The 20,568-nt window shown below is 30.9% G+C and carries 22 protein-coding genes; all 22 read right to left on the reverse strand.

Annotated features, from left to right (window positions below; genetic code table 11):
- Positions 1–12: 12 nt before the first annotated feature.
- Positions 13–399 (reverse strand): TIGR02530 family flagellar biosynthesis protein, encoded by a 387-nt coding sequence (locus ACSYT2_RS11360; RefSeq protein WP_430855329.1) that lies wholly within the window; start codon positions 397–399, stop codon positions 13–15.
- Between the two features lie 22 nt (positions 400–421).
- Positions 422–1,156 (reverse strand): flagellar hook capping FlgD N-terminal domain-containing protein, encoded by a 735-nt coding sequence (locus ACSYT2_RS11365; protein ID WP_438384793.1) that lies wholly within the window; start codon positions 1,154–1,156, stop codon positions 422–424.
- Between the two features lie 10 nt (positions 1,157–1,166).
- Positions 1,167–2,627 carry a flagellar hook-length control protein FliK gene (locus ACSYT2_RS11370; protein ID WP_438384794.1) on the reverse strand — a complete coding sequence of 487 codons (1,461 nt, stop codon included), beginning with the start codon at positions 2,625–2,627 and terminating at the stop codon, positions 1,167–1,169.
- Entirely contained in the window at positions 2,628–3,071 is a 444-nt protein-coding gene (gene fliJ / locus ACSYT2_RS11375; protein WP_430855332.1) for a flagellar export protein FliJ, read from the reverse strand.
- 20 nt (positions 3,072–3,091) lie between these two features.
- Positions 3,092–4,402, reverse strand: a complete 1,311-nt coding sequence (gene fliI, locus ACSYT2_RS11380; protein WP_438384795.1) for a flagellar protein export ATPase FliI — start codon at positions 4,400–4,402, stop codon at positions 3,092–3,094.
- A gap of 8 nt (positions 4,403–4,410) precedes the next feature.
- Positions 4,411–5,181 (reverse strand): FliH/SctL family protein, encoded by a 771-nt coding sequence (locus ACSYT2_RS11385; RefSeq protein WP_430855334.1) that lies wholly within the window; start codon positions 5,179–5,181, stop codon positions 4,411–4,413.
- Positions 5,165–6,181 (reverse strand): flagellar motor switch protein FliG, encoded by a 1,017-nt coding sequence (gene fliG, locus ACSYT2_RS11390; RefSeq protein ID WP_430855335.1) that lies wholly within the window; start codon positions 6,179–6,181, stop codon positions 5,165–5,167. The genes ACSYT2_RS11385 and fliG overlap by 17 nt, the downstream gene beginning before the upstream one ends.
- Before the next feature lie 5 nt (positions 6,182–6,186).
- The gene (gene fliF / locus ACSYT2_RS11395) at positions 6,187–7,743 is read right to left on the reverse strand and encodes a flagellar basal-body MS-ring/collar protein FliF (RefSeq protein ID WP_438384796.1); all 1,557 of its coding nucleotides are present in this window, start codon (positions 7,741–7,743) and stop codon (positions 6,187–6,189) included.
- Positions 7,744–7,761: 18 nt separating this feature from the next.
- A complete protein-coding gene (gene fliE, locus ACSYT2_RS11400) occupies positions 7,762–8,067 on the reverse strand; it encodes a flagellar hook-basal body complex protein FliE (protein WP_438384797.1) in 306 nt (101 codons plus the stop codon).
- An 11-nt stretch (positions 8,068–8,078) separates the two neighbouring features.
- On the reverse strand, positions 8,079–8,483 hold the full coding sequence (gene flgC / locus ACSYT2_RS11405; protein ID WP_430855338.1) for a flagellar basal body rod protein FlgC: 405 nt from the start codon (positions 8,481–8,483) through the stop codon (positions 8,079–8,081).
- A gap of 7 nt (positions 8,484–8,490) precedes the next feature.
- Entirely contained in the window at positions 8,491–8,898 is a 408-nt protein-coding gene (gene flgB, locus ACSYT2_RS11410) for a flagellar basal body rod protein FlgB (RefSeq protein WP_430855339.1), read from the reverse strand.
- A gap of 305 nt (positions 8,899–9,203) precedes the next feature.
- On the reverse strand, positions 9,204–10,058 hold the full coding sequence (locus ACSYT2_RS11415; RefSeq protein ID WP_430855340.1) for a flagellin: 855 nt from the start codon (positions 10,056–10,058) through the stop codon (positions 9,204–9,206).
- Between the two features lie 175 nt (positions 10,059–10,233).
- Positions 10,234–10,413 carry a YjfB family protein gene (locus ACSYT2_RS11420; protein ID WP_438384798.1) on the reverse strand — a complete coding sequence of 60 codons (180 nt, stop codon included), beginning with the start codon at positions 10,411–10,413 and terminating at the stop codon, positions 10,234–10,236.
- 180 nt (positions 10,414–10,593) lie between these two features.
- Positions 10,594–11,916 (reverse strand): lipopolysaccharide biosynthesis protein RfbH, encoded by a 1,323-nt coding sequence (rfbH, locus tag ACSYT2_RS11425; RefSeq protein ID WP_438384799.1) that lies wholly within the window; start codon positions 11,914–11,916, stop codon positions 10,594–10,596.
- A complete protein-coding gene (gene rfbG / locus ACSYT2_RS11430; protein ID WP_438384800.1) occupies positions 11,901–12,998 on the reverse strand; it encodes a CDP-glucose 4,6-dehydratase in 1,098 nt (365 codons plus the stop codon). The genes rfbH and rfbG overlap by 16 nt, the downstream gene beginning before the upstream one ends.
- Positions 12,999–13,031: 33 nt before the next feature.
- Positions 13,032–13,949 carry an NAD-dependent epimerase/dehydratase family protein gene (locus tag ACSYT2_RS11435; protein WP_438384801.1) on the reverse strand — a complete coding sequence of 306 codons (918 nt, stop codon included), beginning with the start codon at positions 13,947–13,949 and terminating at the stop codon, positions 13,032–13,034.
- 10 nt (positions 13,950–13,959) lie between these two features.
- The gene (locus ACSYT2_RS11440; RefSeq protein ID WP_438384802.1) at positions 13,960–15,021 is read right to left on the reverse strand and encodes an AroB-related putative sugar phosphate phospholyase (cyclizing); all 1,062 of its coding nucleotides are present in this window, start codon (positions 15,019–15,021) and stop codon (positions 13,960–13,962) included.
- On the reverse strand, positions 15,018–15,686 hold the full coding sequence (locus tag ACSYT2_RS11445; RefSeq protein ID WP_438384803.1) for an SDR family NAD(P)-dependent oxidoreductase: 669 nt from the start codon (positions 15,684–15,686) through the stop codon (positions 15,018–15,020). Before ACSYT2_RS11445 ends, ACSYT2_RS11440 begins: the two co-directional genes overlap by 4 nt.
- Positions 15,687–15,750: 64 nt before the next feature.
- Positions 15,751–16,524: an aldolase/citrate lyase family protein gene (locus ACSYT2_RS11450; RefSeq protein WP_438384804.1), complete on the reverse strand. Its 774-nt coding sequence runs from the start codon at positions 16,522–16,524 to the stop codon at positions 15,751–15,753.
- A gap of 14 nt (positions 16,525–16,538) precedes the next feature.
- Positions 16,539–18,335, reverse strand: coding sequence for a thiamine pyrophosphate-binding protein (locus ACSYT2_RS11455; RefSeq protein WP_438384806.1), 1,797 nt, complete (start codon positions 18,333–18,335; stop codon positions 16,539–16,541).
- Positions 18,336–18,430: 95 nt separating this feature from the next.
- Positions 18,431–19,609, reverse strand: coding sequence for a class I SAM-dependent methyltransferase (locus ACSYT2_RS11460; protein ID WP_438384807.1), 1,179 nt, complete (start codon positions 19,607–19,609; stop codon positions 18,431–18,433).
- A gap of 60 nt (positions 19,610–19,669) precedes the next feature.
- Positions 19,670–20,446, reverse strand: coding sequence for a glucose-1-phosphate cytidylyltransferase (gene rfbF / locus ACSYT2_RS11465; protein WP_438384808.1), 777 nt, complete (start codon positions 20,444–20,446; stop codon positions 19,670–19,672).
- Between the last annotated feature and the right edge of the window lie 122 nt (positions 20,447–20,568).

A 20,568-nucleotide genomic window follows, 5' to 3' on the forward strand; every position in this document is an offset into this window, starting at 1 on the left:
AATCGGTCCAGCCTATAAAAGTACAACGCTATCTACGTTAGTAAATACATTATCTGTTGATCTATTTTTATCAACAGCTGTAATTACTGTTTTATTTTCAATACTTGCAATTATTGCTACATCTTTATATAGCATAACTGAATTTTTTGACCCCTTATCTTCAGCCAGCTTAAATCCCTTCTCTATATTTTTCATATCACTTTCAGAAAAATTTACTTCTTTTAATCTTTCAGCAGCATGTTTCGATAGAGTAAAACCTTTCTTTTCTTCAATAGTTTTATTCAGGATATCTTTAAAGTTACTTTCCTTACTGGCTTTATCTTTAGGTGTATTTACATTTTGAAAGGCTCCTATGTCCCCTACAGGAAAAGCTCTTCCATTGACTATTCTATAGCCCATTTATATCACCTTATTTCTAGCATTATTTCCCTTCTGTTGAATCCTCATCCTCTGGTTTATCTTCAGGCTTATCTGGTGTTAATTCACCTGCGAAGTCTCCAACTTTTACGATTTTGTCGTAAGTATATTCTTTTATTTCTCCTGATTCTAATTCAACTCTAACTTTAATATCACCCTTATCTTTATAAACACCTTTTACAATCCCCTTAAGTGCATTACCTTCTTCATCTTTTTCACTTAACTCAACGTTTTTATTTATAAATGAAGATGCTACTAAGAATGACATATTACCATTCATATTATTTAAAGGTGGTATTGAATAATCTGGTACTTGAATTACTGTTAATATGTCACTTATATCAAAATCCATATACACATTCTTACCATCTTTATTTACTTCAACTGATATAGTACCTCCATTACTTGTTGTTGTTACACCTTGTACAACTCCTGTGTATGGCTTTCCTTGTTCATCAGTAACCTTCACTGTTACACCCTTACCAATAAGATTTTGATTCGTATACTTAGTCATAGTATCATTTAAATTTGTCATTTGCTCCATTGACGCAAATTGTGCCATTTGTGATACATATTGAGTAGAATCTACATCCCCAGATGGATCTTGGTTAGCTAATTCTGCAGCAAGTATTGTAAGAAATGCATTTTTATCTAATTCACTACCTGCCTTAACTATTTTGGTTCCTCTATCAGTTTTAGTAACTCCTGAATAACCAATATTATTTAATTCATTAGGCATAATTTACCTCCTATGCTAACATGTTAATATTACTTAAATCCTCTACTTCTGCATCTTCGGATAATTCCTCAGAAGTTCCAACTCTACTGTTGTTGTTGTTGTTATTATTTTTATTTGAATCATCCCTACCTTCATTAAAGAAGTTATTTGCAAATTCTTCGTCCTTAAAGAAAGTAGTGTCTTCATTATAAAGACCTATATTAACTTCTTGTATTTTTATATTTTGTTCCCCTAGATATTTTTTAATATCATTTAGGTTTTGAGACAAAATACTATATGTATCCTTTGAAGAAGCCTTAATACTTGCTTTCATAATACCATCTTCTTGAACAATCTTAATTGCTATTTCTCCTAAGTCTTTAGGATTCATCCTTACAGTTAATTCTTTAACACTATTGTTAACCATATACTTAACACTTTTAACAACATCTTGTACCATAGTTGCCTTATTTACTACTTGCGGTTCAACTGGTGCATCAACCCTTGATGTAGTCATTCTATCAGCAAATAGTGAAAACTTACTAACCTTAGTATCGCTTTCCTCTCCTAATATAGAATTTAAGACTTTCTCTTCCTTTGCAACAGTTTTATCTAATTCCTCATTAGGCTTATAGCTACTTTGATCTTGATTTTTCTCTGAAGTATTTCCCTTTGAATTACTTTCAACCTTAGTTGCATTTTTATCAACTTTTGCACTCTCATTTAATAAGACATCATTCTTAGTGTTATCATCTAGATTTCCTTCTTTAGATTTATGCCCAATTAAAGTTTTTACTTCTCCTTCAATGTCCTTAACTAATTGTTGAACAAAGTCACTTTCTCCACTTTTGACTATTGATGGATTTTCCTCTATTCTTACTCCTAGTTCTTTAAGTAGACTATTTACTGTGCTTAGGCTATCAGAATCAAGTGCATCTATTGTATTTTCATCTTTTAATGCAGTTAGAAGATTGTTTAAAATACTACTAATATCATCACCGGAAGCATTAACTAAATTAGAAATACTATTTTCACTATTTAAGTTTCCAATACCTATTTCTTCTTTACTAGCTGACATTAATGCATTTGCTATACTATTCTTCAAGTCAATACTTACCACCAAATCATTTTTATCACCAGGATTATTTAATAAATTTGCTATTGTAGATAGATAACTTAATATATCATCTGTTGACATATTTTCAATTATTTTTTCTAGTTCTACATTTAAATCCTTTACCTCTAATTCATTTGAAGAGTTATCCTTTATGGCACCACTATTCTTCTCATCCTTAGCTGTAATTTTATTATCATTACAAGATGAAGGACTGTTTTCCTCTAATTTTGAGACATTACTTTTTTCTGACTTTAAAATTTCTTCAAAGTTTTTACTTTCCTTTTTAATCTTGTTAGAAGTGTCAGGTGTTAAAGCTACTGTTTGATTTACTAATAAGTTATTTGTATTAAAATCTGTATTCATATTCATATTCATTTACTCACCCCCTTTCACTCCCCTTATGTATCCATATAGGGCAAACTCATCATTATTTATTTGTTCTATTCTATCCTGCTCTTTTATGTAACTGTTATATTGATTTTCTTTTAATTTTGCTACTGTTTTCCTATCTATCTGCTTTTGCTTTAAGTCTCTTCTCTTAAATTCCAAATCTCGTTCTCTAAGTACTAATTCTTTTTCCTTAGTACTAATCCCATTTTCTAATGCAAATAAATAGTTTCTCTTAACCTTTTGATATATAATATCTTCACCAGGCTTAATACCTTTATACTTATTGTAATTATCCTTAAGGTTATTAAGTTCATTTTCCGTTCTTTGCTTCTGTCTTTGGCTTTCCGTAAAATTTCTCTTACTTTCTTCTTCCTTATCCTCTCTTATCTCTAAGAGCTTTTGTAACCCAAACTTATATCCCTTCGGCATTTATGTCACCTCACTAATAATTAAAACATGGAGGTTAGAGTATTAATACTATCATTAAAGCTAGCTTTCTCTGATATTCCCTGCTTTAAGAATCTATCAATAGGTTCATGATAATCTATGGCTAAATCTATCTTCTTATTACTTCCTCTAACATAAGCCCCTATATTTATTAAATCTTCCGAATCCTTATATGTTGCTAATAAGTCTCTTGCATTAGAAGCAGCGCTCTTATGTTCTGTCCCAGCAATAGAAGACATAAGTCTACTTACACTATTTAAAACATCAATTGCTGGATAATGATTCTTATGTGCTAAATGTCTCGATAAAACTATATGTCCATCTAGTATACCTCTTACTGCATCTGCTATGGGTTCATTAAAATCATCTCCATCAACAAGTACTGTATAAAATGCAGTAATTGATCCTTTATCTGATGTACCTGATCTTTCCATAAGTTGAGGTAATTTAGCATAAACTGAAGGGGTATAGCCTTTAGTTGCTGGTGGCTCTCCTATTGCTAGTCCAATTTCTCTTTGAGCCATTGCAAATCTAGTTACAGAGTCCATCATTAATATTACCTTTTTACCTTTATCTCTAAAATATTCAGCAATTGCAGTTCCAGTTAATGCTCCTTTAAGCCTTATAAGAGCTGGTTGATCTGAGGTAGCACATACTACTACAGACTTCTTCATTCCTTCTGGTCCCAAATCCTTCTCTATAAATTCAAGAACCTCTCTTCCTCTTTCCCCTATAAGTGCAATAACATTAACATCAGCCTCTGCCTCTCTTGCAATCATACCCAAAGTAGTACTTTTACCAACACCACTTCCTGCAAATATACCAATTCTTTGCCCTTCTCCAACTGTTATAAAACCATCGATAGCCCTAACTCCTGTTGGCATTACATCTTTAATCCTCTTACGAGATAATGGATCAGGTGGTTGATTTTCTAAGGGATAATTTTCACCATTTAGTAATTCCTTATCATTAAATGGATTTCCTAAACCATCTAAAATTTTTCCTAATAACTCATCAGAGCACTTAACTCCTAATGGAATATTCTGTGGGACAACCCTACAACCTGATGCTATACCAGACAATTCACCTAGTGGCATAAGGATTACTACTTTATCTTTAAAACCAACCACTTCGCATTTTACTGCTTTTCCTTGTTGATTATATATGATACAAAGTTCTCCAACAAAAGCTGTTATCCCCTCTACCTCTATAGTTAATCCTATAACCTTTTTTACTACTCCTTCTGAGTAGATTGTTTGTGTTTCTCTTACCTTATCAATTAATTTATCAAAATCTATATTCAAGATTATCACTCACATTCTTATCCTAAGATTGCTTCTTTTACTTTTTCAAGACCTACATCTATTCCAACTTTGATCATTCCACTACTTTTTTCAATAATTGCATTTCCAGCAGCTATATTTTCACTTGATAGTATGAAAATTTCTCCACTTATGTTGTAACTAGTTTTCCACATATTAATTTGTTTCTTTAGTTCATTCTCATGGATAGGATTGCATTTTATAATTACATTTTCTTCACCTTTAGATAATTTTAATGCCTCATCTACTAATTCATTTATCCCTGATTCTTTATTTATTTCCCTAGCCAATATTTTTTCTGCAATTGATATTGATAGCTTTATAATCTCTTGCTTCTTACTCTCTAGGTACTCTTCATAATTCTTCTCTGCACCTTTTAGTATTTTTTCTGCCTTCATCAGAATATTATTATACTGATTTTCTGCTTGAGGAATATATTTATCTAGAGCTTCCTTCTTACCATCAGAATATCCATTCTCTACACCTTGCTCATAACCTTTTTCATAAGCTTCCTTCTCCATTGCTTCAGCTTTTGTAATAGCCTCAACCATGAAGCTATCTCTTTTAGCCTGGGCTTCTGCTAATATATTTCTACCTATATTCTCATAGTTTTTTATATAATTTTGAGCTTCTTCAAGAGTTATTCCAGACTCCTCAACAACTTCATCAATACTTTCATAGCTTTCCACTTTGTTATACTCAGTAGAGATTTTTTTCAAATCTCCACTAAGTGCTCTATCCTTCTTTATAAGGTTATATGATGATTGCATCTTCTCCACCTCTTGAAATGATTATTTCTCCAGCATCATCTAATCTTCTAATTATAGAAACAATTTTTTGTTGTGCCTTTTCTACATCCATTAATCTTACTGGTCCTAAGAATTCCATATCTTCCTTTAATGAAGCAGCAGCTCTCTTTGATTGATTTCTATAAATTGCCTCTGCAACTTCTTCGGAACATCCCTTAAGAGCAAGAGCAAGTTCTTTAACTTCAACTTCTCTAAGAATTCTTTGTATAGATACATCATCAAGAGTAAGAATATCCTCAAATACAAACATAGAACTCTTAACTTTATCAGCAAGCTCAGCATCTTCTCTTTCCAAGCTTTCAGTAATATTCTTTTCAGTTGTTCTATCAACCTGATTCAGAATATCAACTAATGTTTCTACGCCACCTAATGTAGTCATTTCTGTTCTTACTACTGAAGATAATTTACTTTCAAGTACCTTTTCTATCTCTTTTATAACCATAGGAGATGTATTATTCATTGTTGCTATTCTAAATGCAACTTCACTTTGAGTCTCTTCTGGCAATTCTGCCATTACTTGAGCAGCTTTATCTGGCTGCAAGTAGCAAAGTATTAATGCTATTGTTTGCGGATGCTCATAAGTAATTACATTTAGTAATTGATGTGCATCAGCTTTTCTAGCAATAGAAAACGGCCTATATTGTTGAGTTGCTTCAGAAACCTTTTCTAATATTTCAGATGCCCTTTGATTACCTAGCGCTTTAGCTAAAAGTTGTCTAGCGTAGTCCATTCCACCTTCAATAATATAATCTCTTGCCTGATTTATTGTTAAAAATTCCTCTAATATGCTCTCTCTTTGTTCTGAGTTAACTGATGTAATATTTGCTATTTCATAAGTTATCTTTTGTATTTCAGCTTCCGGTAATTTCTTTAATATTCCTGATGAAGCTTCTGGTCCAAGAGTTATGAATAGTATTGCTGCTTTTTGTACTCCAGTTAATTTGCTATTATCTCTCGCCAAAATTATCACCTCTCATTTTCACTTAGCCATGATTTTATAATATCCACTACCTGGTCTGGTTTTTCTTTAGCATACTTCTTAATCTCATTTTCCATATGAGCCTTTTCATTCTTAACTTCGAAATCTATTGGATTAAAGTTTATAGGTTCTTTATTAACTATTGGGTCATCTATCACAACATCTAATAATCTTTCCTCTTTATCAGCTTTTTTCCTTCTGATAAACACAATTAGAACTATTATTCCTGCTAATACTCCCAATGCTAATGCTCCCCAAATTATAAGTTTATTTCTTTTTTCAGCTGCTAATTGCTTATTAAACTCATCAATTTGTGCTTGTGTCTCTTCTTTAACAGCAGGATCAAAGTCCATACCTACTAGTGAAACTTCATCTCCTCTTTCACTATTAAGACCTATCGCTGCTCCTATTGCCTTTTCAAACTCCGCTTGAGTTGCTCCATCTAACCTTCCATCTATAAAGACTGAAGCAGTCATTCTTTTAACTTCCCCTGGAGCACTTATTGTAATAGTCTCAGTCTTACCACTTTCATAGTTTGTAGTCTGCTGATCCTTACCTGAGTTAACACCTTCTGTATTTTCTTCAATGGTGTTACTCATATTATTATCAATTGGGCTTTGACTTGTGGTGCCCCCATTACTATTGTTATACTCTTTAATTGTCTCTTGACTCACTATAACCTTATTAGGATCTATAACTGTTTGAGTCTGCTTTTTAGAATCAAAATCTAAATCAACATTAACAGTTGCATTAACCTTATTCTTACCTATAACTGGCTCTAATAGGTCTACTATTTGTTTTTGCAACTTAGATTCATAGCTTGTTTCCATATCGTGATGGTTCTGTATTGATTCTGAGCTTACCCCCGTCTCATCATCTTTATTATTTAAGTTTTTAGTTAATAAGTTCATTTTGTCATCAATTACTTCTATATTCTCTTTAGGTAAGTTCTCTGTACTACCTGCAATTAATGCGACAATTGACTCAACTTGTTTCTCTTCAACTTTACTACCAGCTTTAATTTTAAGAATTACAGCTGCCTTTCCCGGTTCTTTATCTTTAACGAATACTGAATCCTTTGCTGGTGTTATATGTACTCTTGCACTCTCAACTGGCCCAAGACTTTTTATAGATTTTTCAAGTTCACCTTGAAGCATCCTAAGTTTTTTTATCTTAAATTCCTCATCTGTCATACCAAATGAGCTTCCATTATCCATTAATTCATAACCTTTACTACCGTTAGAAAGTTCAGGTGCCAATTCCATTCTAAGCTTATCTACCTCATTTTTATTTACTAAAATAGAATCACCACTAATTTTCATATCAACTTTACTTTCTTCTAATTTGCTAGTAACTATTTGAGCATCACTTGGATCTAGGTTTGAAAATAGTATTTCATATTTACTTGATGATGAATAAAATATCAAACTTATAATTGCAACCAAAATAGTAACTAATGCTACTATTATTGCTATCCGTATACCTTTACCAAAAGATTTAAATTTTGCCCAAAGCTTCTTAAACATCTCTGAAAGCTTCTTCATCTATAGCACTCCTTACTATTATAACTGCATTCTGCTTATTTCTTGATATGCTTCAACTAACTTATTTCTAACTTGCACCGCATATTGTAATGATATCTTTGCCTCTTCTCCTGCAAGCATTACTTCACTTATATCAACATCCTCGCCTCTTACAAACGCTTGTCCTTTTTCTTCTGCCACTAATTGTTGCTCATTTATCTTATCTAAAGAGTTTTTAAGAGTTTCAGCAAAAAGCCCTTTACTTTCCGATGAACTCTCTACCTTTTCTGTGTTTAACCCTATTTTAAATATCTCTTCATTTGGAACAAAACTTGTTACTCTCATAATCTCAACTCCTATCTACCAATTTCTAATGCTTTCATAAACATACTTTTATTTGCATTTAATGTATCTACATTTGCTTCATAAGCTCTTGTGGAAGCAATCATATCTGCCATTTCATTTAGTACATTAACATTAGGATAAGTTACATAACCTTCTTCATCTGCATCTGGATGTGAAGGCTCATATGCTTTCCTTAATGGAGATTTATCATCTTCTAAAGCTACTGCTTTTACTCCATTTGGATTCATCTTTGCATCTAGTGCTTCTTTAAATACTGCAACTTTTCTTACATAAGGCTTTCCATCTTCCCCTCTTGTAGTCGTAGAATTTACCATATTGGATGTTATTGTATCCATTCTTAATCTTTCTGCTGCTAAACCACTTGCACTTATTCTCATTGAAGAAAAAGTATTCATTTAGTTTCTACCTCCCACCACTTATGACATATTTTATGTTGCTAAGCTTTCCATTAGCTTGTTGTATTAGAGCATTGTATTTTAATGTATTGGCTGCTTGATTAACCTTTTCCACATCTAAATCGACATTATTCCCGTCTGCTCTCATACTAGTACTTTCATCTCTTTCCACACTAATATTTCCATTTTTTTCATTATTGATAAGATGATTATTATTTGTTTTCTTCATAGATAAACCTGATCCATTAGTACCATTTAGGTTTTCTTCAAAAACAACATTAAATCTCTTATATCCCTTTGTATTTATGTTTGCTATGTTATTTGATATAGCCTTCCCTCTAATTGTAGATGCTTTAATACCTTCTTTAATTAAATTGTATGCACCCGATTCTTGACCTATTGCTCCTATAGTCATATCGCACCTCCAAAACTATTTTCTTCTTCCGTAAAAAACCACAAAACCTAAATATTTGACATTTTTGTATTATTTTTACTTCAAAACCCCAGTGTTCTATTAATTTATACATCTATTTAATTATATTATAGTTTATGATTCCCTATTTTTCTAGGTTATTTTTAGTTTTTTTACACTTCTCATTAAAGTAGGGCCAAAGGTCCTGTATTTATTTCTTCTATTGTAAAAAAATAGTACATATATAGTTGATTTTTCATACAAACTATATATGTACTATTTTTATTTTTAAGCTTTAAAAGTTCTAATTATTTAACTCTCTCTAATACTCTCAATGCCTCTTGTGGAATTTGATTACTTTGTGCAATTAAAGCTAAAGAAGTGTCATTAAGTATTTGAGTTCTTGCAAGCTCTGCCATTTCAATAGCTATATCTGTATCTCTTAAACTACTCTCAGCTTTTTCTACCACCATAGTGTTTTGCTCCAAATTATTAGAGGACGTTTCAAACCTGCTTTGTATAGCACCATACCTACCTCTTATGTTTGATACTTCTGTTATTGATTTATCTATAGTATAGATAGCATCGGCAGCTTTATTCACAACATCTACATCAGTTAATCTATTTCCTTTGTCATCCTTTAATACCTGAGATGAAATATTATAAGTTGGGATTCTCATTTGCTCTCCAACCATTGCACCTATAACAGTCTCTTTATATGATGGATAGTCATTGTTAAATACCTTTTCATCACCAATAAGTTTTACTCCATTAAACTCAGTATTATTCGCTAAATCATCTATGCCTCTTTTCATTTGATCTATCTCATTTTGAATTGTAAGTTTATCAGCATCAGATTTTGTTCCATCTGCCGCGCTTACAGCAAGTTCTTTCATTCTAGCTAGAATATTATTAGCTTCTTGTAAAGCACTATCAGTTGCTTGTACCATTGATGCTCCATCTTGAAGGTTTCTTTGAGCTGCCTGTAAACTCTTAAGTTGAATCCTCATATTTTCACTTTGACCAATTTTACTTGGATTATCTTTCGCTGAGTTAATTTTTGTTCCTGAGCTTATTCTATCTATAGATGTACTATTTTGTATTAGATTCTTTTTATATGTGTTATATATCCCTAAAGAATTCATATTGTGGTTTAGTCTCATTTTTTATCACTCCAGAATATGTTATTTACTTAATTATCGAATTATTTTTTATAATCTTTACCCACTACTTTATAAATATTCTTATAAAAAATATGCTAAATGATACAAGCTTTAAGCAGCTATATCTAAATTACCTTTATCATGTAAAACAAGAAAGGAGTGAATACTCACCCCCTTATACTCTTAAATCAATAGTTCTCCCCAAATTAGGATCAATGGCCACCTCTCCAATCATCTTTGTCATTTGATTCATCATATCTTGATTTGAATTCATTCCAATCTTCATTACCGAAAGACTTACTGCTTGTTTAAGTACTTGTTGATTCATATTAATTGATAATTCACCTATATTCATATACTAATCCCCCTTAATCTTTCTAGTAATATAATTTACTTGTATTTCAATTATAATAAACTTATATTTGTTATATTTATCTTTTAACACTTACTACTATTAATACATTTTAAAATTTCCTGATAAAATAGTCACACATACCTCCTACGCACATTCAAATTCACTAATGTAGAGCATCTATTAAATTGTGAAATATTCTTTAAACTTCTCAACTATATATTCTATACATTCATCTGTTATACCAGGCCATACTCCAATCCAAAAAGTATTGTTCATAACAATATCTGTGTTCACTAGGTCTCCCACAACCCTATATCTATAATTATTCTCAGTAAATACAGGTTGTTTTATTATGTTTCCTGCAAATAGTAACCTTGTCCCAATTTTATTACTTTCCAAAAATTTAACTAAATCGCTTCTATTAAATTTCTCACTTTCTTTTACTGTAATTGTAAATCCAAACCAACTTGGTTGGCTATTTTTTGTGGCTTTAGGTAAAATTATATACTCTTCTAATAGCTTTAATCCATTATATAACTTTTTGAAATTTTCTTGTCTTTTTTCTATAAACATGGGTAATTTCTTTAATTGAGATACCCCAATTGCAGCTTGCATATCTGAAACTTTAAGATTATATCCTAAATGTGAATATACATATTTATGATCATAACCTATTGGTAAATCTCCATGTTTTTGAGTGAATCTATTATTACATAAGTTATCCTTCCCGGGAGGACATACACAATCTCTTCCCCAATCTCTTATTGATTTTATTATCTTAAATAATCTAGCATCATTCGTTACTACAGCTCCCCCCTCACCCATAGTTATATGATGAGCTGGATAGAAGCTATATGTTGAAATATGTCCAAAATTTCCAGTATACTCTCCATTATATCTAGCACCTAAAGCATCACAGTTATCTTCTATTACCCATAAATCATATTTCTTTGCTATCTTCATAATAACATCCAAATTAAAAGGATTTCCCAATGTATGAGCCATAAATATTGCTTTTGTCTTATCAGATATAGCTTTTTCAATCATATCTTCATCAAAATCGTATGTTGCTAAATCTATATCAATAAATACTGGTACTAAGCCATTTTGAATTATTGGTGATATGGTTGTTGGGAAACCTGCTGCAACTGTTATCACTTCATCTCCTGGTCTTAATCTCTTATCTCCTAATTTATGCGAAGTTAATGCTGTCATAGCAACTAAATTTGCTGATGAACCAGAATTAACTAGTGCACAATATTTTGAACCTAAAAACTTAGGAAATTCTTTTTCAAATTCTTCCCCATATCTACCTGATGTAAGCCACATATCTAATGATGCATCAATAATGTTAGATAGATCATCTGCATCTACTATTTTACCTGAGGGCGGTATATAATTAACCCCAGGAACAAGAACTTTTTTATTATTTATTTCATTAAAGTATACTTTAGATAATTCTAGTATTTGATTTCTTTTGTTATCCACTATTCCACGCTCCATAATATTTTCTTCTTATTAGCTTCTTGAACGTATTCTCTTATTTGATTTATAGTAAATTGTTTCATATCCGCAAATTTGTTATCATAATATTTTTTATACCAATCTATTGTATTTTTCACTGCTGCTTCTACATTGTAAACTGGTTGCCACTTTAGTTCTGCCATTGCTTTACTTATATCAAGCTTAAGTAAATTAGCTTCATGTGGCTGTAGAGATTTATCAAAATCATATCTACCTTTACCCCAACTACTTATAGCTAAATTTAGTATTGCTTCAACGCTTAATATATCATTATAATTAGGTCCAAAGTTCCATCCAGAACTAAATTTTTCTTTATCATGGAGTAGTGATGCTCCAAGCCATAAATACCCTGAGAGTGGCTCAAGTACATGCTGCCATGGCCTTGTTGCCATTGGATTTCTGATAAATAAAGTCTCATCCTTAGAAACAGCTCGTACAAAATCCGGAATCAGTCTATCTTCAGCCCAATCTCCTCCTCCAATAACATTACCAGCTCTAGTTGATGCTATTCCTACTCCCAGTTCATTAAAGAAGCTGTTTCTATATGACGAAGTTAAAATCTCTGCACACCCTTTACTTGAGCTATAGGGATCGTATCCCCCCATTGGATCTATCTCTCTGTATCCATATGACCACTCTTTATTTTCATAACATTTATCTGTTGTTATAGATACTATCGCTTTTACTGAACTACATTTTCTAGCGGCTTCATAAACATTTAAAGTACCTATAACATTTGTTTCATATGTGTTCTTTGGATCCCTATATGATAATCTAACTAAAGGTTGTGCTGCTAAATGAAAAATTATATCTGGTTTAAATTCTACAATTGTTTTTTCTAGTTTTTCGCTATCTCTAATATCTCCTATAACACTGGTAATATTATTTTCCATATTACATAACTTGAACATACTTGGCTCCGTATTAGGTTCTAAAGAATACCCTAACAATTCCGCTCCTAACTCTTTTAGCCATAAACTTAACCAAGTACCTTTGAATCCTGTGTGTCCTGTTATAAATACTTTCTTATTTCTATATATACTCTCAAATACTTTTTCCATTCAACTTCCTCCATCTACTATCAATAAAAATACTTAGATGTTTTTTTCACAATACTTGATAGTATTTTTTATTCCTTCTTCAAATGATATTTTCGGTATAAATCCTGTATCCTTTGTTAACTCACTTATATCAGCACATAGATACATAACTTGATTTTCAGAATATGGTATTTCTCCAAACCCAACTTGGCAATCACTACCTATACATACTCTAAGAACATCTATATACTCTTTAATAGTCCTATGAGTACCACTGCCTAATGAGTAAGTTTTTTGATTTTTCCCTTTAATAGCCATTAAATATAACGCTCTTGCAGCATCGTCACAGTATAAATAATCCCACTGTTGCTCACCTTTTGTAAAAATAGGTTTTTCTCCAATAAGTAACTTATTTATCGCTGTCATAATCATAGTATAATTATTATCATTAGGTCCATATACACTTAATATTCTAGCCCATATATGTTTTATATTAAGTTGCTTAGCATAAATAGCGCTAAGTTTTCCTGCTGAATACTTAGCAATCCCATATCCATTCTCAGGATTAGTAGGTGTGTCACTAGATAAATCTCCATTTACTATTCCATACTCTGCCTGTGAGCCTGCACCTATGAAAACATTACATCCTAAATAACTAGCTAACTGAACAGCATCTAATGTATAAGTAATATTTAAATTTTGTAAATATGTATCATTTCTTTCCTCACCAAATGTACCTGCCCAAGCAAAATGAAAAAAAGCATCATATTTTCCATTAATATTTTGTTTTAATTCTTTTAAATTGTTAATATCACATTCTAAAATATTAACTAACTTATTCTGCGGAATATTTTTTATTTTAGTTGAATTTGGCCTACAAATAGCTAGTACTTCAATATCTTTTTTTATAAGATAATTTATTAATGCTACTGCAATCATACCAGTTGCACCAGTTATCACAACTTTTTTCATAGTAGCTCCCTTACTCTTCTATAATTTTTTGTACATATTTAAAGCTTATTCTTAATTCTTCATCTGAAATATTATTAAACAAACCAATTTCAAAGTTATTATATAAAAGAACAGCTGTTAAAGACTCATTTGTTTGTTTTTTATCTTTTCTAATAGCATCAACAATTAAGTTTACATCAAACCATTCACTTTCGATTTTTACAACTAAAATTTCTTTACATATTTTCTCTATTCTAGCTACTATATTCTCATCAAGAATTCCTCTTTGAGCTGATATTCTATTAGCTATAAGCATTCCTAATACTACCGCAAGTCCATGTGGAATCTTATATTGACTCACAGTCTCAAATGCATGACCAAATGTATGTGCAAAATTTAGATATATTCTATTTCCTTTATCAAACTCATCATCTTCAATAAATGGTTTTTTAAACTCTAGTGATTTCTTCACAAATTTATTTAATGTTTTTGAATCTCTCAAAATAAGTTTTTCGATATTACTTTCAATATCTACTATACTATCTTCTCCTCCCATAACATTGAATTTAACAACTTCACCTAGACCACTATTAAAATCAATATTTGTTAATGTATCAAAAAACTTTGTACAGATATATAGCTCATCTGGAGGATAAAATGTTCCTAGAAGATTTTTATAGTTTTTATAATTTAAAGATGTTTTAGATCCAATACAACTATCGCAAGCAGATAAAAGGGTAGTTGGCACAAATATCCACCCTATTCCTCTATATAGTATACTAGAAACAAACCCTGTCACATCTTGTACTATTCCACCACCTATAGCAATTAATAAAGCATTTCTTTTTGCGCTCATTTGTGTGAACTTTTCACAAATTTTTAGTACAGTTTCTATATTCTTCTTTTCTTCTACTGCATCCAGTAGGTAGACATTCTCTTTATCTATATCACTAAATAAATCTTCTTTATATAAATTATATACATTCTTATCAATAACAAATAATTTATTCTGCTTTTCCTTTAATTGATCAATAAAATTAAAATCTTCTTCAATGTTTACTTTATAATTCTTAAGATACGATTCTATATTCATCTTACTGTGAACCCTCCATCAATCGCAATTTTCTGACCTGTAATATATGTATTTTCATCAGATCCTAGATAATATATAAAACTTGCAATTTCTTCTGGCTTAGCCATCCTTTTTAATGGTACCTGCTCTGAGATGTATTCAATCTCCTCTTTTGTATTGTTTTGCATTGTTAACTCTGTAATTGTAAATCCAGGACATACAGTATTAATCAATACGTTATATTTTCCACCTTCAAGTGCTACCGTATTAGTAATTCCATGAATACCATTCTTAGTTGCTGAATATATACCCCGTCCTTCTTTTGATACAATTGCCCATATAGATCCAACATTCACTATTCTTCCATAATTATTTGCCTTCATTTTCGGTATAAAAGCTTTAATAAGTTTTATAGGTGATATTAGATTAACCATCATTGTCTCATCAAGTGTATCAACCTCAGTATCTTCTATCTTATTTACAATATTTATTCCCGCATTATTTATTATTATAGAAAAATATACATCCTTATTTTTTTCTATATACTCATCTACTGATTTACTATTAGCTAAATCCAATTCCATTCTTGTTGGTGTATATACTTCATATCCTGCTGCTTTAAACTTATCAGCTATAGCCTTTCCTATACCTCTAGCCCCTCCAGTTATTAAGGCTTTTTTTATCATACTTCCACTCCAATCATCATAATATAATAGAATAATATCATTATAGTACTCTTTTAACTAATTTCTATAGCTCCGTAAATCTTTTTTCAAGCATCTCTAATCTACTAATATCCTCATTAGCCATTACACTATAATAATCACGTTTATTATTTAAGTATAATATTTCAAATTCCATTGAAAGTCTTATTGCTTCATTGTATCTATCCCCCACCGCCCTTTTAGGAAAAATTATTTTTCTAGTTTCGAACCTATCAATATCATTATCTATTTTTTTAAGAAAAGGAATTGCTTCAGGAGATATGCCTCCTCCAATTGCCATTATCATCTTCCTCTTCTTAGTAGCTTCAGCTACTGTCTTCACATATTCATAAATAACATCACTATTAATATCAGCCCTAGTTAACCCTAACGATGCTGACAGATCAACTCTTCCAACACATACAACATCCAAGAATCCCTCACCTACATCTAGAATGTCATTTAAGTTTTCAAGAGCTGTCTTTGTTTCTATATTAATAATTACTACTTTATTATTTTTTTCTCCATAAACTTTTTTAAATGATTGTACAAATTTTTTCATTGCAAAAGGTGTCTCTATCATCGGCGCCATTATACCTTTTGCTCCAATAACTCTTGTATAGTCAATATCTCTTACAGCCTCGCATCCACCTATTTTAATATATGAATCTAGATCTGCCCTGTATATTATTTCATTTAATCTTACTATTTCATCAGTTCTAGTACCTTCTGCTTCAAATTCTGATTTAACCCCTAATATGTTAAACTTCTCTTTTAACTCTCTTAAAATTTCTAACATTCTTAATTCATTATTATTCATGACTTACTCCTTTGTTATCTTAGAATATTCTTCTCATATTCTTCTCTTTCTAAAAATGGATACATGTCATCAATTGATGGTGATACTATATCTCCATTTGGTAATACTTTTGATGATAATTTTGGCTCAAAGTTTTGGCCACTATCTAAAACCACTTCACAAATAACTGGACCATCTGACATTATAACTTTATCAACTATATCCTTCAATTCTTCATGTTTATGTATTTTGAAATACTTAATACCATAAGCGAGGGCTATTCTCTCAGCTTCTGGTATACTAAGTCCTGTTTCTCCATTTATACCAACTAAATTACCTTTAAATAAATTTGTCTGTGTTTGCCTAATTGAATGATACCCATCATTATTTAACCAAAATATTTTCATATTACTCTTATGATGTACTATCGTTTGTAACTCCTGAATGTTCATTTGAATACTACCATCTCCATCAAGACATATAACTCTTTTCCCATTCAAAGCAACACTTGCACCAAATGCCGCTGGCAATCCATATCCCATACTTGCACATCCCGAATTAGTAAATAACCTTTGCCCTTTTTGCAAATAAGCTGCTTGAAAAGAACAAACACAAGCACTTCCATTTCCAGTAACAATAACCTCATTCTCCTCTAAACACTCAAATAATTCTCTCATAAATACATAAGGATTTACCGGAACTGATGTTTTATAGAAGTCTTTCAGAACTACTGGATACTCTATATTTATATTTTTACTCCATCTTAGCCACTCTTTATGTTTATCAATATCTAAATTTATTTTTTTATGTAATAATCCATTAATTATATCTTTAACATTTGCATGAATAGGCATATCTATTTTTAAAGTTGGTTTCATCAACTCCGCTTCATCAATATCAACTACTATCTTGTATGCTTTCTTCGCAAACTCCTCCCAATTATAACTAATCTGCCTTATATTTAATCTGCATCCTAATGATATTAATAAATCACTATTCTGCACTACAAAATTTCCGCCCCTAGTGCCAATAGTGCCAGGTCTACCACAATATAATCTATGGTCATCCCACAAATTATCGTGAGCATTCCATGCCGTTACTACTGGGATATTTAATTTTTCTACTAACTCTATAAACTCTTTATGACACCCTGATAATCTTATTCCAGACCCAGCTAATATTACTGGCCTCTTTGAATTCTTTATTTTTTCTAAAATATCATCAAATATTTTATCATCTTTAATTATTGAATTTTCAACAATATCCTCTTTCCAATCATATCCCTTCAAATTCTCAGTATCAATAATAGCTGCTTGAATGTCTAAAGGAATATCTAGCCACACAGGTCCTGGCCTCCCATTAAGAGCTAGGTATAATGCCTTTTCAAGATGATATCTTATTTCCTCTGCACTAGTAATCATCTTTGCATATTTAGTCATTGTTTTTACACAACTTACTATATCAAATTCTTGATCTCCTAATTGTCGTAATGGTAGCTCTGTTGAACTAACAGTAGTCGCCATCTTTACTTGCCCTGAAACTACAAACATTGGAATAGAATCAAGCCACCCGCCTAAAACCCCAGTAATAGCATTTGTACCACCCGGACCAGACGTTACACAGACTCCTGCTAATTTATTTGTAAGCCTTGTATAAGCTTCTGCAGCTATAGCAGAAGCTTGTTCATGATGATTATATATACATTTTATTTTATCGTGGTGTCCAAATGCATCGTTTAAATGCATCGCTCCACCACCAGTTATAGTAAATATATGTTCTATACCATTTTCACTAAAAAACTTTGCTATATATTCCGCAACCTTGATTTTCATACTCTCACCTGCTCAATCATAATATTTCATCACATTTTATAAACCTTATTTGTATTTATAAAAAATGTATATTCTAAGGCCATATATACTATATATTAATATAATGTTATTACATTGCACTTTATATTAAAGTTATCAATATATTCTTTTATTTCCTCTTGAAACACATATGTACTAATTAAGATTGTATCAATTTCTCCTTTTGTAATATCTTCTGGATTAAATTTTTCTATATTTCTATCCATCATTCTATATACTTGTTTTTTTGTATCTGAATCATAAAACTTCACTATATTTTTTTCACTTAAACTTGTTTCTCCTAATAATTTAGATGTGTGGTTACCAGTGCCCCATACCGCTAATTTAGCATTATCATCAATCTTATCAATAAGAGCTTTAATTTGCTTAAATTCATTTTCACTAGTTTTTATATATTCTACTAATATATTAAAGCTATTCTTAACTAGCTTTAATTTGGGTTCATAGACTTCACTTTTAATCCATAAAGATGAAATAGCTGGCCATCCAGCAGGAAGTCTAAAATTATTTCCAAATACTAAATTCATATCGATCAACCTATATCCATTTTTTTGCATTAAATTAACTAGACTCTCCATTGTGAAATAATTTACATGCTCTTCACAAAATGTTCCAAAAGGCTCATCTAAAGTTTTACAATCTAAACTTGGAACCTCAATAAATATAAACTTATTATTTATTTTTCTAATTTCCCTTATAAAATCTGATGGATTAACAATATGTTCTAATACATGAGATAAAAAAATTAAATCATACTTTTTTTGTATATTCATTTCCAGATACTCTTCAAACATTCCACAAAACATTTCAACATCATAATTATCTTTAGCCAACTTCACATTTATTTTTGATGGTTCTATACCGAATACATCTTTATTATAATCCCTATATAGGCTTAAATTATATCCAGAGGCTGCTCCGATTTCTAAAACTGAATTGAAATCACTAATATTATTCTTAATAAATTTATACTGCCTTTCACATCTTCCTGTATATGTTTTATCTTCATCTAAGCAATAGTCAGAAGAATCATACTCATACTTTGATATTTCTTTATACCTTCTTTCAAATTGCTCATTAGAAAACGGATTGGCAGTAAATATAAAACCACATTTTTCACATATATCTATATTTTGAAGATATTCTTTTGACATTCCTATAACTTCTTTAAACTGTATATTGTATACATTTTTTGTTCTTTGATTGCATATACAACATCTTTCTATTCTACTCATTCACTTTAACCTCTATTTTAATATTTATAAATTATTTGAGTCTTAAACTCCATTAATAATTTACCACTTTTTCCATGAAGTTTTGCCACTCTTCCAAATTTTTTCCAATACCTCTTTATCTCTTTGAGTATCCATACACTGCCAGAAACCATTGTGTTTAAATGCACTAAGCATATTTTCTCTTGCTAAATTCTCTAATGGTTCTTTTTCTAGAAATGTTTCATCACCTTCAATATAATCAAATATTCTTGGTTCTAAAACCATATAACCTCCATTAATCCATCCACCATCTTCTTTAGATTTTTCCGCAAAAGAGGTGATTGTTGAATTATCTTCACCTATATTCAAGACTCCAAACCGACCTCCTGGCTGTATAGCTGTTATTGTCGCTACCTTGTTCTTTTTTTTATGGAATTCTAATAAATCATTTATATTAACATCGCACAATCCATCTCCATATGTAAGCATAAATGTTTCATTACCTATATAATTTTGAACTCTTTTTAATCGTCCACCAGTCATTGTATCTAATCCTGTATCAACTAACGTTACCTTCCAAGGTTCCGCTATATTAGAATGGATAGTCATCTTATTATTTTCCGTAAAATCAAAAGTAATATCTGACCTATGTAAGTAATAGTTTGCAAAATATTCCTTTATCATATACCCTTTATATCCACAACAAATTATAAATTCATTGAATCCATAGTGTGAATAATATTTCATTATATGCCATAATATAGGGTTACCCCCAATTTCAATCATAGGCTTAGGTCTTAAATGAGATTCCTCTGATATTCTTGTACCATATCCACCCGCAAGTATTACAACCTTCATCTTTTACACATCTCTCTCTATCTAAAATTAAAATAGCTTTTTCTATAACGATCTATTTTCAATCTACTGTATTTTGCACCTAAATTGTCCTCTACAATTCTGATCAATTTGAATATACTGGT

The organism is Clostridium zhoujianii, from assembly GCF_051590805.1.
Classification (GTDB): domain Bacteria; phylum Bacillota; class Clostridia; order Clostridiales; family Clostridiaceae; genus Clostridium.

What these genes read in the sequence shown, in the direction of transcription:
- ACSYT2_RS11360 (WP_430855329.1), bottom strand. Translation starts at nt 399, where the DNA reads ATGGGCTATAGAATAGTCAATGGAAGAGCTTTTCCTGTAGGGGACATA.
- ACSYT2_RS11365 (WP_438384793.1), bottom strand. Translation starts at nt 1,156, where the DNA reads ATGCCTAATGAATTAAATAATATTGGTTATTCAGGAGTTACTAAAACT.
- ACSYT2_RS11370 (WP_438384794.1), bottom strand. Translation starts at nt 2,627, where the DNA reads ATGAATATGAATATGAATACAGATTTTAATACAAATAACTTATTAGTA.
- fliJ (WP_430855332.1), bottom strand. Translation starts at nt 3,071, where the DNA reads ATGCCGAAGGGATATAAGTTTGGGTTACAAAAGCTCTTAGAGATAAGA.
- ACSYT2_RS11385 (WP_430855334.1), bottom strand. Translation starts at nt 5,181, where the DNA reads ATGCAATCATCATATAACCTTATAAAGAAGGATAGAGCACTTAGTGGA.
- fliF (WP_438384796.1), bottom strand. Translation starts at nt 7,743, where the DNA reads ATGAAGAAGCTTTCAGAGATGTTTAAGAAGCTTTGGGCAAAATTTAAA.
- fliE (WP_438384797.1), bottom strand. Translation starts at nt 8,067, where the DNA reads ATGAGAGTAACAAGTTTTGTTCCAAATGAAGAGATATTTAAAATAGGG.
- flgC (WP_430855338.1), bottom strand. Translation starts at nt 8,483, where the DNA reads ATGAATACTTTTTCTTCAATGAGAATAAGTGCAAGTGGTTTAGCAGCA.
- flgB (WP_430855339.1), bottom strand. Translation starts at nt 8,898, where the DNA reads ATGACTATAGGAGCAATAGGTCAAGAATCGGGTGCATACAATTTAATT.
- ACSYT2_RS11415 (WP_430855340.1), bottom strand. Translation starts at nt 10,058, where the DNA reads ATGAGACTAAACCACAATATGAATTCTTTAGGGATATATAACACATAT.
- ACSYT2_RS11420 (WP_438384798.1), bottom strand. Translation starts at nt 10,413, where the DNA reads ATGAATATAGGTGAATTATCAATTAATATGAATCAACAAGTACTTAAA.
- rfbH (WP_438384799.1), bottom strand. Translation starts at nt 11,916, where the DNA reads ATGGAGCGTGGAATAGTGGATAACAAAAGAAATCAAATACTAGAATTA.
- rfbG (WP_438384800.1), bottom strand. Translation starts at nt 12,998, where the DNA reads ATGGAAAAAGTATTTGAGAGTATATATAGAAATAAGAAAGTATTTATA.
- ACSYT2_RS11435 (WP_438384801.1), bottom strand. Translation starts at nt 13,949, where the DNA reads ATGAAAAAAGTTGTGATAACTGGTGCAACTGGTATGATTGCAGTAGCA.
- ACSYT2_RS11440 (WP_438384802.1), bottom strand. Translation starts at nt 15,021, where the DNA reads ATGAATATAGAATCGTATCTTAAGAATTATAAAGTAAACATTGAAGAA.
- ACSYT2_RS11445 (WP_438384803.1), bottom strand. Translation starts at nt 15,686, where the DNA reads ATGATAAAAAAAGCCTTAATAACTGGAGGGGCTAGAGGTATAGGAAAG.
- ACSYT2_RS11450 (WP_438384804.1), bottom strand. Translation starts at nt 16,524, where the DNA reads ATGAATAATAATGAATTAAGAATGTTAGAAATTTTAAGAGAGTTAAAA.
- ACSYT2_RS11455 (WP_438384806.1), bottom strand. Translation starts at nt 18,335, where the DNA reads ATGAAAATCAAGGTTGCGGAATATATAGCAAAGTTTTTTAGTGAAAAT.
- ACSYT2_RS11460 (WP_438384807.1), bottom strand. Translation starts at nt 19,609, where the DNA reads ATGAGTAGAATAGAAAGATGTTGTATATGCAATCAAAGAACAAAAAAT.
- rfbF (WP_438384808.1), bottom strand. Translation starts at nt 20,446, where the DNA reads ATGAAGGTTGTAATACTTGCGGGTGGATATGGTACAAGAATATCAGAG.